General features: G+C 55.4%; 11 protein-coding genes. 8 read left to right on the forward strand and 3 right to left on the reverse strand.

Translation table 11 applies throughout. The features are described from left to right. Nucleotides 1-37 precede the first annotated feature (37 nt). Entirely contained in the window at nucleotides 38-2,818 is a 2,781-nt protein-coding gene (locus tag ACYVGU_RS17855; protein ID WP_460623157.1) for a TonB-dependent receptor, read from the forward strand. A 266-nt stretch (nucleotides 2,819-3,084) separates the two neighbouring features. Here the strand turns inward: ACYVGU_RS17855 and ACYVGU_RS17860 are convergent, their stop codons facing one another. Continuing rightward, nucleotides 3,085-4,176, reverse strand: coding sequence for a hypothetical protein (locus ACYVGU_RS17860; RefSeq protein ID WP_460623158.1), 1,092 nt, complete (start codon nucleotides 4,174-4,176; stop codon nucleotides 3,085-3,087). 432 nt (nucleotides 4,177-4,608) lie between these two features. Further along, nucleotides 4,609-5,616 (reverse strand): OmpA/MotB family protein, encoded by a 1,008-nt coding sequence (locus tag ACYVGU_RS17865; protein ID WP_460613989.1) that lies wholly within the window; start codon nucleotides 5,614-5,616, stop codon nucleotides 4,609-4,611. Nucleotides 5,617-5,793: 177 nt separating this feature from the next. Here ACYVGU_RS17865 and ACYVGU_RS17870 point away from each other — a divergent pair, with 177 nt between their 5' ends. From ACYVGU_RS17870 to ACYVGU_RS17900, 7 genes are all read left to right on the forward strand, one after another. Further along, nucleotides 5,794-6,846 carry a class I fructose-bisphosphate aldolase gene (locus ACYVGU_RS17870; protein ID WP_460623159.1) on the forward strand — a complete coding sequence of 351 codons (1,053 nt, stop codon included), beginning with the start codon at nucleotides 5,794-5,796 and terminating at the stop codon, nucleotides 6,844-6,846. Between the two features lie 240 nt (nucleotides 6,847-7,086). Then, nucleotides 7,087-7,974: an acetyl-CoA carboxylase carboxyltransferase subunit beta gene (gene accD / locus ACYVGU_RS17875; protein ID WP_460623160.1), complete on the forward strand. Its 888-nt coding sequence runs from the start codon at nucleotides 7,087-7,089 to the stop codon at nucleotides 7,972-7,974. 227 nt (nucleotides 7,975-8,201) lie between these two features. After that, a complete protein-coding gene (locus tag ACYVGU_RS17880) occupies nucleotides 8,202-8,945 on the forward strand; it encodes an OmpA family protein (RefSeq protein WP_460623161.1) in 744 nt (247 codons plus the stop codon). 376 nt (nucleotides 8,946-9,321) lie between these two features. After that, nucleotides 9,322-10,029 (forward strand): OmpA family protein, encoded by a 708-nt coding sequence (locus ACYVGU_RS17885; protein ID WP_460613993.1) that lies wholly within the window; start codon nucleotides 9,322-9,324, stop codon nucleotides 10,027-10,029. Nucleotides 10,030-10,177: 148 nt separating this feature from the next. Further along, the gene (locus tag ACYVGU_RS17890; RefSeq protein WP_460623162.1) at nucleotides 10,178-10,939 is read left to right on the forward strand and encodes an endonuclease III domain-containing protein; all 762 of its coding nucleotides are present in this window, start codon (nucleotides 10,178-10,180) and stop codon (nucleotides 10,937-10,939) included. A 96-nt stretch (nucleotides 10,940-11,035) separates the two neighbouring features. After that, on the forward strand, nucleotides 11,036-12,019 hold the full coding sequence (locus tag ACYVGU_RS17895; RefSeq protein WP_460623163.1) for a radical SAM protein: 984 nt from the start codon (nucleotides 11,036-11,038) through the stop codon (nucleotides 12,017-12,019). A gap of 109 nt (nucleotides 12,020-12,128) precedes the next feature. Next, on the forward strand, nucleotides 12,129-12,647 hold the full coding sequence (locus tag ACYVGU_RS17900; protein WP_460623164.1) for a gamma carbonic anhydrase family protein: 519 nt from the start codon (nucleotides 12,129-12,131) through the stop codon (nucleotides 12,645-12,647). A gap of 55 nt (nucleotides 12,648-12,702) precedes the next feature. Here ACYVGU_RS17900 and ACYVGU_RS17905 read toward each other — a convergent pair whose 3' ends face one another. Further along, complete coding sequence (locus ACYVGU_RS17905; RefSeq protein WP_460613997.1) at nucleotides 12,703-14,034, reverse strand: hemolysin family protein; 1,332 nt, start codon at nucleotides 14,032-14,034, stop codon at nucleotides 12,703-12,705. Between the last annotated feature and the right edge of the window lie 187 nt (nucleotides 14,035-14,221).

Below are 14,221 nucleotides of genomic sequence, written 5' to 3' on the forward strand. Positions count from 1 at the left end.
TAGCGGCCTTCGCACTCGTTTCTTTTTGCTTTTTGATATGAAAAATTTATTCTCCGCTCGAATAGGGCTGGTTACGGCAGTGTCGCTGTCGAGCTTTGCCGCCGTTGCCCAAAACGTGGCCGTAACGGGCCGCGTCACGAATACCGCCGGCCAAGGCCAGCCGGGCGTTACGGTACTGGAGCGCGGCACCAACAATGGCACCAGCACCGATGCGGATGGCCGCTTCAGCTTAAGCGTTTCGCCGGCCGCTACCTTGGTGGTTTCTGCTATTGGCGCCACCACCCAACAGATTCCGCTGAACGGCCGCACCAGCCTGGAGGTGCGCCTGGCTGACAATGAAACCACGCTGAACGAGGTGGTAGTAACTGGTTCCCGCGCTACGGAAGGCCGCTCCAATATCCTAACCACCTCGCCCGTCGATGTTATTTCGGCCCGTGAGATCAAGGCCTACGCGCAAACCGACGTTACGCAGATCCTGACGTACATCGCACCTTCCTTCCAGAGCACGCGCCAGACCGTGACAGACGGCACCGACTTCGTGGACCCGGCTACTCTGCGCGGCCTGGGGCCCGACCAGGTACTGGTGCTGGTGAATGGCAAACGCCGCCACACCTCGGCGCTAGTCAACATCAATGGCACGCCCGGCCGCGGCTCCGTGGGCACTGATATGAACGTGATTCCGCCGGCAGCTATCAAGCGCATTGAGGTGCTGCGTGAAGGTGCTGCAGCCCAGTATGGCTCCGATGCCATTGCCGGCGTCATCAACATCCAGCTCAAAGACGACACTACCGGCGTACAGGCCAGCAGCACCGTAGGCCAGACGGTAGAAGGCGACGGTGATTTATTTCAGGCCGATGCCAATGCGGGTTTCGGTCTGGGCCGTCGGGGCTTTGTAGATGTAAGCGGACAATTTAGCAACCGCAGCTACTTCGACCGCAGCGGCCGTGACACGGCACCTCTCATCTACAAGGGCACCAGCAGTGGCAACTATCCCGCGGGTCTCTCCAACGACCAAAAGCTCGCGCTCAAAGCTGAGGATGACGCCCTGATTGCCCAAAACGGCTTCAACCGCCGCAATATTCGGGTGGGTGCTTCCGACACTCGCACCTACGGGGGCTTTCTGAATGCGGCCTATACGTTGGCCCCAGCCAGTGGCCTAGAGGCTTACATAGCCGGTGGCATCACGCGGCGCACGGGCAAGGGTGGGGCACTCTACCGCCTACCTACCCAAACCACGCAAATCGACTTAAGCATCTATCCGAACGGCTTCCTGCCTTTTATTAATAGTACCGTCGATGACCAGTCGATTATTACCGGTCTGCGTGGTAATGTCCTGGGTTTCCAGGCTGATCTAAGCAATACCTTCGGCCGCAATAGCTTGCGCTACGACATTACCAACACGCTGAACGCCTCGCTGCCGCTGGGCACCAGCCCCACGGAGTTCTACGCGGGCACGCTTGTGTTTCAGCAGAATACCGTGAACTTAGGCTTCTCGCGCAAATTCACCAGCGTACCCGTACTCAGCACCCTGAACGTGGCGTTTGGTGGCGAGTATCGGGTAGATAATTTCCAGATCAAAGCTGGTGAAACCGGTTCATACGCCAACGGTATCAATGAGCAGGGTCGGGTGATTACACCGGCCAGCGGCAATACGGCCGCTACCTATGCCTCGGCTGGCTCGCAGGGCTTTGCTGGCTACCGCCCTTCCGATGCCACCGACCGCTCCCGCAACAACTTGGCCGGGTACATTGACTTGGAGAGCGACATTACGGAAAAGCTGCTGGTGAGCGTGGCCGGCCGCGCCGAACGCTACAGCGATTTTGGCAACAACGTAAGTGGCAAGCTGGCCGCCCGTTACAGCATCCTGCCCGATTTGGCAGTGCGCGGCAACATCGGCAATGGCTTCCGGGCCCCTTCTCTGCAGCAGCGCTACTTCACCAACTCCAGCACCCAGTTTACCAGCGGCGAGCTGCGCGAAGTACTGACCACCAACAACGACAATCCGCTTACACGCGCCTTTGGTATCGGCCCTCTGAAGCAGGAAAAGTCGAAGAACTACAGCTTGGGCCTCACGGCACGGGTACTCCGCACGATTACGCTGACCGTGGACGCGTATCAGATTGACATTGACGACCGGATTGTGCTCAGCAGCCAGTACAACCGCGGCAACGCCACCGTAAACCAGATTCTGGGCACATTGCCTGTGCAGGGCATCCAGTTCTTTGCTAACGCCGTGAACACCCGCACCCGCGGCCTCGATGTAGTAGCTAATGAGCGCCTGAACCTGGGCCCCGATAGTCGCCTGAGCCTAACGGCCGCAGCCAACTTCAACGAAACCACCGTGCGCGGCTTCAATAGCTCATCTATTATTGATGCAAATCCCGCATTGCAGAACACGTTGTTCGACCGCGCTCAGCGGGCCCGCCTGACCAATGGGCAGCCCCGCAGCAAAATCAACCTGAGCGCCGACTACGCCTACAAAATATTCAGTGCCAACCTACGGACGGTGCGCTTTGGAGAGGTGCAAACCAAGGACAGCAACCCCGACCGCGCCTTCATCGACCAGACGTTCTCGGCAAAATGGGTAACGGATTTGGTACTCAGTGCCCAGGTTATTAAGAACCTGAGCCTAAGTGTAGGCGTGAACAACCTGTTCAATGTATACCCTGACCGCCTCTATCAGGATCCAAACAACAATGAGCAGAGCCTAGCTTATAGCACCCTTGATGCTACCAACCGCGGCCGCTTCCAGTACAGCTCCAACCAATTTGGGTACAGTGGGGCCTTCTACTTCGGGCGCGTGAATTTCTCCCTGTAGGTTAGGTCACCTACTTAGTAACAAGTCGTGTGCAAAGCCGCTTCTGCAACTGCAGGGGCGGCTTTTTGCTTCCAGGTCACCCGTGTATTTTTCGCTAAATAGTTGGGTTTTTCTTAAATAACTTCTTTTCGCTCGGCATGATGGGTTAACTGTAAGTGTCATTTTATGGAATCCTACTTACACACTCTAAGCGGCCTAGGTCACATGAAAACATAAACCGCCGACTCGTGGGAGTCGGCGGTTTATGTTTTCATGTATTTGTATCGTTACTCACGTACCAGCCTTACCAATTGCTTACCATCAGCGGTACGGGCGAAGTATAGGCCGGGACTTACTGTTTCAGCGGGTTGCCAGGTAATGGTACCATCGGGGCGGCTTGTGAGGAGAGCAATAGCGCGGCCCAGGCCATCAAGTACCGTTACGGGTTGCGGCTTTGCTATCTGGAAGGACACCTGGGTATGAAATGGATTGGGGCTGGCCGGCAGAAGAAGTGGCCTAGGGGTAGTAGTACCCAATATTTGGTTGGTCACTAGAAATGTAATGGTGCGTACTTCGCTAGCATTAAGAGGGCAGCTATCATCGGCTACTCCTACCGCGAGGCGGTATCGGCCCATCGGAAGGGTGCTCGGTACAGTCCAGGTTAGGCGAGCCTGGGTGGCGTTCAGGGTTTGCAACGTGGCACCGGGAACTACCTCAGGAGCATCACTTACGAAGCGAAGTTTCTGGCCCGCATCAGCATCAGACGCGGTAAGCGTCAGGGATACTTTCTGGCCTGGGTTCACCCGAATGACCTGTTCAAGCGGTTGAGCCGTAGTGCCGTTGTTCACGGTAAGGCCAGTAAACGTAGGGTTGAGGCTGGAACTGGTATAGGCCCGATACATCTGGTCGCGGGTTACGCTGCCAATCTTCGTCCAGACGTTGTTGAGCTTTCGGTATTCATCTACCCGAACGGGCAGCACATAATCGCCTAGTACTAAAGCTGCTGAAGTAGGAAGCAGCGCACCCGTAGCAGCATCTATAGTAAAATGAGGAGCCGCCGTATAATTCGGTATTTCAGTGCTGCAAGCAAACTGCTGTGCCGACGCTGCAGTGTTTTCTCGTGGCGCCACAATCTGATAAACCAACGAGTCGCCGTCTATGTCAAAGGCGCTGGAGCTGTATTGGTGAACCTGATTGCCGCTCAGATACGGCAGCTTGTAGGAGGTGAACTTGGGAGAGGAATTTACCAAGCCGCTAGAGTTATCCAGAAACGACTCAATATGCTGGCTGTGCTGGATTGTCTGGTTTATGTTGAGAATAGCTGGTGAGCGGTTTATCTGCCATGTACTCAGCAGCCAACGGCCAGGCGGCAATGTCACATCTCCCTCGAAAACACTTGCTTCATCTAAATATATCCCACACCTGATGGCATCAAGAGAGATGACTTTCGTACGGGGTAGGTTTACAACAAAGCTTCCGGCAGAAGCAGCATCGCAACTGTTCTTGGTGCAATGCAAGGAAATTGATCCTCCAAAGTCAGCAACTCCGGGTCCTTCCGTTCTAAACAACCGGACCTTAATGTGGTAACGGTCTGCTGAACCAGCAATAGGCTCATACAGAATTTCGCCCCCAGCGGCGTGCGTGGCCCAAGCATGGGTAGATACCAGCAGCCCGCCCAGCAGTAGTAACCAGAATCTAAGGATAATATTTTTCATAAGTTTCAGATAAGTAAAGAAATAAGATATGGCAATATACCAAAAGAGCGGAGCCAGACACGCTGGCTCCGCTCTTTTATACGAAGTGACCTAAGCCTACTTGCCGCCGGCGGTAGAGTTGCTGTCTAGAATCTTGAGCAACTCGTTGAGTTTGGGCGTGAGAATGATTTCGGTGCGTCGGTTCAGGGCCTTATTGGCCGGCGAGTCGTTGGCGGCTACGGGCACAAACTGCGAGCGTCCGGAGGCCGTAACGCGGTCGGGCGCTACCCCTCCCGAGGTGAGCAACCGGGCAATTTCGGTGGCGCGCAGCACGCTCAGGTCCCAGTTATCCTGCATGGCGCCGGCGGGCCGGCTGAACGGTACGTTATCGGTGTGGCCTTCTACCACCACATTCACATCGGGCTGCTGCTGAAGCACCACGGCTAGCTGCTTTAGTGCCTCCTGGCCTTTGGGGTCAACTTTGGTAGAGCCGGTTTTAAACAGCAGCTGTTCCGAAAGCGACACGTACACTTTGCCATCCTTCATCTTGACCTGTAAATCGGTGCCTTGGAAGCCGCGCAGGGCGTTGCTTACGCTGGCCTTGAGGTCGTCCACGGCTTTGTCTTTATCGGCCAGTGCTTTTTGTAGCTCCTTCAGGCGGGCTTCGCGGGCGGTGAGGTCGGCGTTGAGCTTATCGATGTCGGCGCGGCTTTTCCGCAGGCTAGTGTCTAGCTCGCCTAGCTCGGCTTCGCGGCGGGCCAGGTCCTTGGCTACCTTGTTATAGTCGGCCGATTTGTCGGCCATGGCCCGGTCGGAGTTTTTGAGCAGCTTGTCATAAGAGTCCGTGAGCTGGGCATTGAGCTGGCGCGTGCGGCGCAGGCTGCGGCCGGTTTCAGTCGAGTCATCAATGAGGCGGCGGCTTTGCAGGCGCAGCTCGGCTAGCTCATCGGAGGCTTTTTTTAGCTCTGATACCGCTTGGCGCTGCTGGCGTTCCAGGTCGGCTTTGGCTTGTTCGGTAGCGGTTTGGCGGGCTCTTAGGTCGTCGTATTTCTTAGAGGCCACGCAGCCTGGCAGCGCGGCAGAGGCCAGAAGGGCGCAAACCGCCAGAGTAGAAAAGTTTTTCACAGAAAGTACGCGGAGTAAGTGCAACAACGGAAAGCCGGCTCAACTGCCCGGTTTTCTCGCGGCAAGGTACAGCACCTTGGCCGGATGTGCTACCCTAGGCGCCGCGGCAAAGCCAGCTTTCACGCTATATTTAACGTAGCTGCTACCTGCTCATCGTTACTCTAACCCGTTCAGCCCATGGCGTCTATCCTCGAAGGACTTCCTGCCGAAACCGCTGCATTGCTGGAACACGCATGCCGCACTATCCCGAAAGAGCAGCTGCACATTCCCGGCCCCGATTTTCTGGACCGCTGCTTTGTGCCCTCCAACCGCACCCCGCAGGTACTCCGGAGCCTGGGGCAGCTGTATAATCACGGGCGCCTAGGCGGCACCGGCTACCTCAGCATTCTGCCCGTCGACCAGGGGATTGAGCACACGGCCGGCGCTTCCTTCGGGCCAAACCCCATGTACTTCGACCCGGAGAACATCATTAAGTTGGCGCTGGAAGGCAACTGCAATGCCGTAGCAACCACGTTTGGCACCTTTGGCACGGTAGCGCGGCGCTACGCTCACAAGATTCCGTTTCTGGTTAAAATCAACCATAATGAGCTGCTGAGCTACCCCAATACCTACGACCAGATTCTGTTTGGCTCCGTGGAAGAAGCCTGGAACCTGGGAGCGGTGGCGGTAGGGGCTACCATTTATTTTGGGTCGGAGGAATCCCGGAGGCAGATTCAGGAAATAACGGCGGCCTTTGAGCGTGCCCACGAGCTAGGCATGGCCACCGTGCTATGGTGCTACACGCGCAACAATGCCTTTAAAACCAAGGATAAGGACTTTCACGTGTCGGCTGACCTCACTGGGCAAGCCAACCATTTGGGCGTCACCATCGGGGCCGATATTATCAAGCAGAAGCTGCCCGAAAATAACGGCGGCTTCAGCACGCTTAAGTTTGGCAAAACGCACCCGGCCATGTACGAGCAGCTTTCCTCCGACAACCCCATTGACCTGACGCGCTACCAAGTTGCCAACTGCTACATGGGCCGCATCGGCCTGATTAACTCCGGCGGCGAAAGCCTAGGTGCCGGCGATCGGCAAGCCGCCATCCGGACGGCCATTATTAACAAGCGCGCTGGCGGACAAGGACTTATTTCCGGCCGTAAGGCCTTTCAGCGGCCTTTCGCCGAAGGAGTAGAACTGCTACATGCCATTCAGGATGTGTATCTTGATGATTCGATTACGTTGGCTTGACCAGGAAGCAAGGGCTAGTAAACATACCTTAAGTAAGCAGAACCGTTGTTAGGGGCTGGCAGAGGGCTACTTGCGTAGATAAAGAGCCTGCAGTTGCCTGTTTCGTTGCCGGGTACGTACCTTTCATTCGCATTTCGCACTTTTGCATTCTGCCGTAACTTGCAGCACGGAAGAACTCTAAATCTGGCTTCGGCTAGCTTCCTTCTGCTCCTCTCATCGACCCAAGCATCTCACAGAAATATGTCCTCCTGGTTTAAGCGCAAAGAGAAAGGCATCGTCACGCCGACGGAACAAAAAAAGGAGACCCCCGACGGCCTGTGGTACAAATGCCCTGAGTGTAAGCACGTAGCTACCATGGCCGAGCACAAGCGCCTGTTAGCTACCTGTGGTAGCTGCGGCTACCACGACCGGCTAGATGCCGCGGATTACTTCGACTTCCTGTTCGACAACCATGAGTACCAGGAACTAGACGCCGACCTGCGCTCGGCTGACCCCCTGAACTTTGTCGACACCAAAGCCTACCCCCAGCGCGTAGCGGCCACCGAGAAAAACACGGGCCTGAAAGATGCCGTGCGCTCGGCGCATGGCCAGATGAACGGCCTGGGTTTGGTAGTAGCTGCTATGGATTTCAAATTCATTGGCGGCTCGATGGGCTCTGTAGTAGGGGAGAAGATTGCCCGCGCCATTGACTATGCCCGCCAGAACCGGCTACCCTTCCTCATGATTTCGCGCTCCGGCGGGGCCCGCATGATGGAAGCTGGCTACTCGTTGATGCAGATGGCCAAAACCTCAGCCAAGCTGGCGCTGCTCTCCGAAGCGGGCATCCCGTACATCTCACTGCTCACTGACCCTACTACGGGCGGCGTTACGGCTTCTTTCGCCATGCTCGGCGACTTTAACATTGCCGAACCTGGCGCCCTGATTGGCTTTGCTGGCCCGCGCGTTATCAAAGAAACCATTGGGAAAGATTTGCCCAAGGGTTTCCAGAGTGCTGAGTTTGTACTCGAGCACGGCTTTCTTGATTTCATTGTAGACCGGAAAGAGCTCAAGCATAAGCTCACCGATTTGCTGAAGATGCTGAAGCCAGTGGAAGTGCCTGCTCGTGAGGTAGCTACAGCTGAGCAGTAAGCCACTAGTCGGCTAGCCCTTCATTTCCGGCAAGCTTTTTGAAAACGCCCCTGCACCACCTGTCCGGTGGTTTGCAGGGGCGTTTCGGTTAAGCGAATTGGGCACCCTAGTGTAAATGAAAGCAAGTATCCATACTGGACTATATTTGCAGAACATTTTTCGCTAATCCGCAGTAGAAGCTGCAAAACCAACCGGTCGACATTCTCTCAACCTATTTCCTTAAGAACATGACATCTCGTAGTTCACTTCTAACATTGCTGATGGCTGTGCTGCTTTTCGTAAGCTCTTGCGCCAGCACCAGCACCCGCAACCCCAACATTCCGGAAGCTGACACCAACGGCACCGGCCCGCGCAAAACTGGCATGAGCAAAACGGCTAAAGGCGGCCTGATTGGCGCCGGCGGTGGTGCTGCAGCAGGTGCTATTTTGGGCCGCGTAATCGGTGGTAAGTCGGGTACGGCTGCCGGCGCTATTATTGGTGCTGCCGTGGGTGGTACTGGTGGTGCTCTTATTGGCCGCCGTATGGACAAGCAAGCTGCTGAACTGCAGCGCGATATGCAAAACGCCAAAGTGGAGCGCGTAGGCGAGGGTATCAAAATTACCTTCGACTCGGGCATCCTCTTCGATACCAACAAGAGCGAGCTGCGTGCTGCTTCGATGACGGAAATTCAGAAAATGGCTGAGGTATTGAAAAAGTACCCCGACACCAACGTGCTAGTAGAAGGCCACACCGATGCTTCCGGCTCGGACGCCATCAACCAGCCCCTGTCGGAGCGCCGCGCCCAGGCCGTTGCTAACTACACCCAGCAGCAAGGCGTTGAAGCCGGTCGTATTACCAGCAAAGGTTATGGCTCAAGCCAGCCGATTGCGGATAACACCACGGCTGAAGGCAAGCAGGCTAACCGCCGCGTAGAAATTGCCATCTATGCCAACGAGAAAATGAAGAAGGCTGCCGAAGAAGGCCGTCTGTAAGCTTACACAAGCTTTTAGTTTCAGAAAAGCCGCTCCTGTTGGGGCGGCTTTTTTTGTGCCCTAGCCTCCAGATAGCAACAAAGTATCAATAGCGGTAACTCAAAATACTGCGTCTGGCTATCAGTCTGTGATTTAGGTGCGAAGGGTTTGGGCAGGAGCAGGGGCTAGTAAAATGTGCAAGCAAACGCATTGATGGACAGCGTGCTGTAATTTTTAACGCGGGGTTTTGATACTTTAGAGGTGGTAGAGAGCGTTTTTGGCAAGGTGGTTGCAAAACGCTTTTTCCAGAACTGAAGCCTCAAACGAAAGTTGTCCTGATATCTTTGCCCCTGAGGCTTTCGCTTACCTCATACCACTACACTCAAACCTTGCCCTCATGAAAAATCTACGTTCCTTATTCGTGCTGATGTTGGCTGTGCTGCTACTAGGCAGCAGCTACGCGGAAGCTCAAACCACAACGACCACTAAAAAACCCTGGAGCAAAACCGCAAAAGGCGCTGTAATTGGCGGCTTGGGTGGCGCTGCCGGTGGGGCGGTACTGGGCCGCGTAATTGGCGGTAAGTCGGGCACGGCGAAAGGCGCAATTATTGGTGCTGCCGTGGGTGGTGCTGGTGGAGCTCTTATCGGCCGCCGCATGGACAAGCAAGCTGCTGAACTGCGGAAAGAAATGGCAGGCGCTACGGTTGAGCGCGTAGGCGAAGGCATCAAAATCACCTTCGACTCGGGTTTGCTGTTCTCTAAGAACTCGTCGGCTCTGACCGCTACGGCACAGTCTAACATTCAGGACCTGGCTAAAACTCTCATCAAGTACGGCGACACCAACGTAATTGTAGAAGGCCACACCGACACCAGCGGCAGCGACGCTATCAACAACCCGCTTTCGCAGCGCCGCGCTCAAGCTGTAGCTAACTATGCCCAGCAGCAAGGCGTAGATGCTTCGCGCTTCACGGTAACGGGCTACGGTTCGCGTCAGCCCATTGCTGATAACTCTACGGAAGCTGGCCGCGTAGCCAACCGCCGGGTAGAGGTGGCTATTTTCGCCAACGAAAAGCTGAAGAAGGCTGCTGAAAAAGGCACTATCTAAGCACTAAAGCAACTGCCTTAGTTTTGAGGCAACAGAAACGGTGGCTCCCGCAAAGGAGCCACCGTTTTTTATGGGGTTTGTGGTCAGGAGTGCCCTAGGAGCCCCGAGTGAGTGCAACCTGCACGCCACCTGAGCGGTACAACCTGCTATGCCCACAACCTACACCTCGCCGCCCGCTGAAAAAACCAATCAGGACCATCTGCTATTAAACGAGTTTTATCCGCCACTTACCCAAGAAACCACGCGCCGCTCACCCATGCGCGAGCTGATTTCGACGGTACTCTCGCACCGCACCACCCACGCCGATGAGGAACTGGCCTACGACCGGATGCTGGACACCTTCGGGGATTGGGAAGGCGTACTAGCTGCGCCTACGGCTGAGCTGGCCCACGCCATTCGTACTACCCGCTGGCCCGATACGCAGGCACCCCGCATCCAGGAAATTTTGCGTCGGATAAAAGCGGAACGAGGCGAGTTTACCCTCGATTTTCTGGAAGAGTGGCCCACGGAGCAAGGCATGCAGTGGCTGAATGATATGCCGGGGATTGGACTGAAAACAGCGTCCTTGGTGCTGCTGTTCAACTTTCGCAAGCCCGTACTGCCCGTGGATACCCATGTGCACCGCATTGCTCAGCGCGTAGGCATGATCGGGCCGAAAGCCTCTGCCGACAAGGCGCACCAAGTGCTGCTAGAACAGCTGCCCAAAGATTCGCTGGTCCTGCTTAACTTTCATAAACACAACTACTGGCACGGCCAGAAAATTTGTCTCTACACTAAGCCCGATTGCCACCGCTGCCCCCTAAAAGGCTTCTGTAATTACTATCTGGAGCATTACGGCCCGGCTACTCCAGAGGCACTGGCGGCAACCCCCACTACCTGGGATAGTGCCTGGGGCGCATTGCCACACTAAGTCTACTTGGGCGCGGAAGTGCTGCTAGGTTGGCTGCTGGCCCAAATCGGATGCCCTGCAGGCACACTCGCTTCCTGGCCGTACCTTTACCCGCCTATGCGTCTTGTTCGTCATCCGGTTCTGTGCAATTACTACGTCACCTATCGGTGTAATGCGAAGTGCTCCTTCTGCGACATCTGGGAAAAGCCGTCGCCCTACATTCAGCTGGAAGATGTGGAGCGTAACCTACGCGACCTGAAACGGCTAGGGGTATCGATAGTAGATTTTACGGGCGGAGAGCCGCTGCTGCATCGCCAAATCCATGAGTTTGTGGGCCTAGCGCATGATATGGGCTTTATCACGACGCTCACCACTAACTGCTTGCTCTACCCCAAGTACGCCGAAAAACTGCGCGGTAAGGTAGATATGCTGCACTTTTCCCTGGATGCCTCGGAGAAAGAAGTGCACGACAAAGGCCGCGGTGTCGCCTGCTTTGATTTCGTGCTAGAAAGCATCCGGGTAGCCAAGGAACTGGGCGAGCGGCCGGATATTCTGTTCACAGTATTCCGCGAAAACCTGGCCGATCTGGAAAAGGTGTACCGAGAAATAACGCGGCCCAACAAGCTGGTGCTGATTCTGAACCCGGCCTTTGAGTACAACACTGTGGAAACCGGCGAGCAGCTCACGGCCGCTGAACTTGACTACCTCTCTGATTTCGGTAAGCGCCCGGGCGTGTACCTGAATGAGGCGTTTATTCAGTTGCGACGCGACGGGGGCAACCACGTAGCCGCGCCCGTGTGCCGGGCCGCTAGTACTACGTTGGTCATTTCACCCAGCAATGAGCTGGTGCTGCCGTGCTACCATTTGGGTGAGCAGAAATTTCCAATTGCCAACGACCTGTTCGGGCTGTATAATTCTGCGCCGGTACAGCAGTTGGCTGCCCTTGAAGGCCGTTTGCCCCAGTGCGAAGGCTGTACCATCAATTGCTATATGCAGCCGAGCTTTGCGGTGGAAACCAGCAAGTATTTCTGGCAGGCGCTGCCCAGCACGCTCAAATACAACTGGGATAAAGGCACCTGGAAGCGGATGCTGGCGCGCTAAAAGGTGAAATCACTAGGTTTGCTTATCCAACCAACCTAGTAACTGTTGCTAGTTGCACCTTCGGTTGCCTACGCGCTATTCCTCGCTCGCCCACTTCACTTCCTTTCCTATGCCCGCGCTCATTCTTCCAGTTCAAGGCAAATATCCCCAACTAGGCCCCGACTGCTTTGTAGCCGATAATGCTACCATTGTAGGCGACGTGACACTAGGGGCTAACTGCACGGTATGGTTTAACGCCGTAATTCGGGGGGATGTGAACAGCATCCGCATCGGCGACAAAACGAACATCCAGGACGGCGCCGTGATTCACTGTACCTACCTCAAGGCCGCTACTACTATCGGCTCGCGCGTTAGCATCGGCCACAAAGCCATTGTGCACGGCTGCACGGTAGAAGATGACGTGCTGATTGGGATGGGCGCCATCGTGATGGACCAAGCCGTAGTGGGGGCTGGCTGCATTATCGCGGCCGGGGCGGTAGTACTCGAAAATACCCAGTGCGAGCCAGGCTACCTCTATGCCGGCATCCCGGCCCGTAAAATCAAGCCCGTAACAGAAGAGCAGCGCGCCAACATGCTGCGCACCGCCGACAACTACGTGATGTACGCCGGCTGGTTCACGCCTGAGTAGGAGCTAGGCTGAGCAAAAAACGTAAACGAAACAGACGAGGAAGTACTAGCCCTCCTTATGCGTCGAAGGCCTCAGATGGCTCTTCGTCGCGCTCGGCTTGCGTGGTTACGCGTAGCTGCACTAGCTCCACGGCGCGGCGGGAGCGTTTCAATACCCGAAACTCGTAGTTGTCGAGTACGGCTACATCGCCTACTTCCGGGATGTTGCCATAAATCACGTTGAGCAGGCCGCCCACCGTCTCGTAGTCATCGCCTTCGGGTAGGGGGAAAGGGAGGTATTCGTTAGCATCTGGGATGGCGGTAGACGAGGCTACGCGATACTCGGCTTCCGAAACCTTTTCCACTACCGGCACCTCGTTATCGTATTCATCCTGGATTTCGCCTACCAGCTCTTCCATAATGTCTTCGATGGTGACAATGCCCGACACGCCCCCAAACTCGTCGCTGACGATGGCCATGTGCGTGTGCTTGCGCTGAAACTGGCGCAGCAACCGGTTAATCTTCTTGGTCTCAGGCACGAAATACGCCGGCCGGATAATCTTCTGTAGTTCAATTGGCTCACTCCGACGAATAATCTGGAGCAGATCCTTCACGTACAGAATGCCGATGATATTGTCGATGTTGCCCTCGTACACCGGAATGCGCGAGTAGCCTTCGTTGTATACGGCTTCCAGCACGGCATCTTGGGGCGTGTTCACGTCAATAGCAGAAAGCTTGGTGCGCGGCACCATAATCTGCTTTACCATCCGGTCGTTGAACTGAAACACGTTCTCAATCAACTCATGCTCCGAGTCCTGAATTTCGCCGCTTTGCTTGCTTTGGTCGATTAGCAGGCGCAGCTCTTCGGCAGTATGTACTTCGTGCTCGGATACTTGCTGAATGCCAAACAAGCGCAGCACTAGGCCCGAGAGCCAGTTCAGCACGACAATAGGAATGCGGAATACAGTGTAAAACACCCGCAACGGCAGGGCCACAAACATGCTGGTGGCTTCGGGCTGCTGAATAGCTAGTGATTTAGGCGCCAGCTCCCCAAACACAATGTGCAGGATGGTGATGAGCGCAAACGAAGTAGGCAGGGCAATGCTGTGAGCGGTAGCATCGGTCATTTCCAGGCCCAGCGCGTGTACTGTGGCAATTATGATCTGAGAAACCACACTCTCGCCAATCCAACCTAAGCCCAGCGAAGCCAGCGTAATACCTAGCTGGGTGGCCGATAAGTAGCCGTCGAGGTTGTGCAGGATGCCTTCGGTCATTTTGGCAAACCGGTTGCCAGTCTGCGCTTTCAACTCAATCTGGGAGAGTCGAACTTTCACAATGGCAAATTCTGCCGCCACGAAAAACCCGTTCAACAATACCAGAAGAACAGTAAGAAGTATATTTAAGAGCATAGATGCGGAAGCAAGACTCGACCGGCCTGCCTTCCTTTGTAAGGCAAAAGTACGACATTCAGCGCAAGCGGTTCGGAATGAGGAGCGCTATTATAACCCAAAAGCCTAGGAAGTGGCTTGCGGGGCATTCAAGCTCACTACAGAAAACTACTTCTTGGCTGTAGCTGTTGCGGTTTCTGCCGACCTT

Source organism: Hymenobacter tenuis, from assembly GCF_054780495.1.

What these genes read in the sequence shown, in the direction of transcription:
- ACYVGU_RS17855 (WP_460623157.1), top strand. Translation starts at nt 38, where the DNA reads ATGAAAAATTTATTCTCCGCTCGAATAGGGCTGGTTACGGCAGTGTCG.
- ACYVGU_RS17870 (WP_460623159.1), top strand. Translation starts at nt 5,794, where the DNA reads ATGGCGTCTATCCTCGAAGGACTTCCTGCCGAAACCGCTGCATTGCTG.
- accD (WP_460623160.1), top strand. Translation starts at nt 7,087, where the DNA reads ATGTCCTCCTGGTTTAAGCGCAAAGAGAAAGGCATCGTCACGCCGACG.
- ACYVGU_RS17880 (WP_460623161.1), top strand. Translation starts at nt 8,202, where the DNA reads ATGACATCTCGTAGTTCACTTCTAACATTGCTGATGGCTGTGCTGCTT.
- ACYVGU_RS17885 (WP_460613993.1), top strand. Translation starts at nt 9,322, where the DNA reads ATGAAAAATCTACGTTCCTTATTCGTGCTGATGTTGGCTGTGCTGCTA.
- ACYVGU_RS17890 (WP_460623162.1), top strand. Translation starts at nt 10,178, where the DNA reads ATGCCCACAACCTACACCTCGCCGCCCGCTGAAAAAACCAATCAGGAC.
- ACYVGU_RS17895 (WP_460623163.1), top strand. Translation starts at nt 11,036, where the DNA reads ATGCGTCTTGTTCGTCATCCGGTTCTGTGCAATTACTACGTCACCTAT.
- ACYVGU_RS17900 (WP_460623164.1), top strand. Translation starts at nt 12,129, where the DNA reads ATGCCCGCGCTCATTCTTCCAGTTCAAGGCAAATATCCCCAACTAGGC.
- ACYVGU_RS17905 (WP_460613997.1), bottom strand. Translation starts at nt 14,034, where the DNA reads ATGCTCTTAAATATACTTCTTACTGTTCTTCTGGTATTGTTGAACGGG.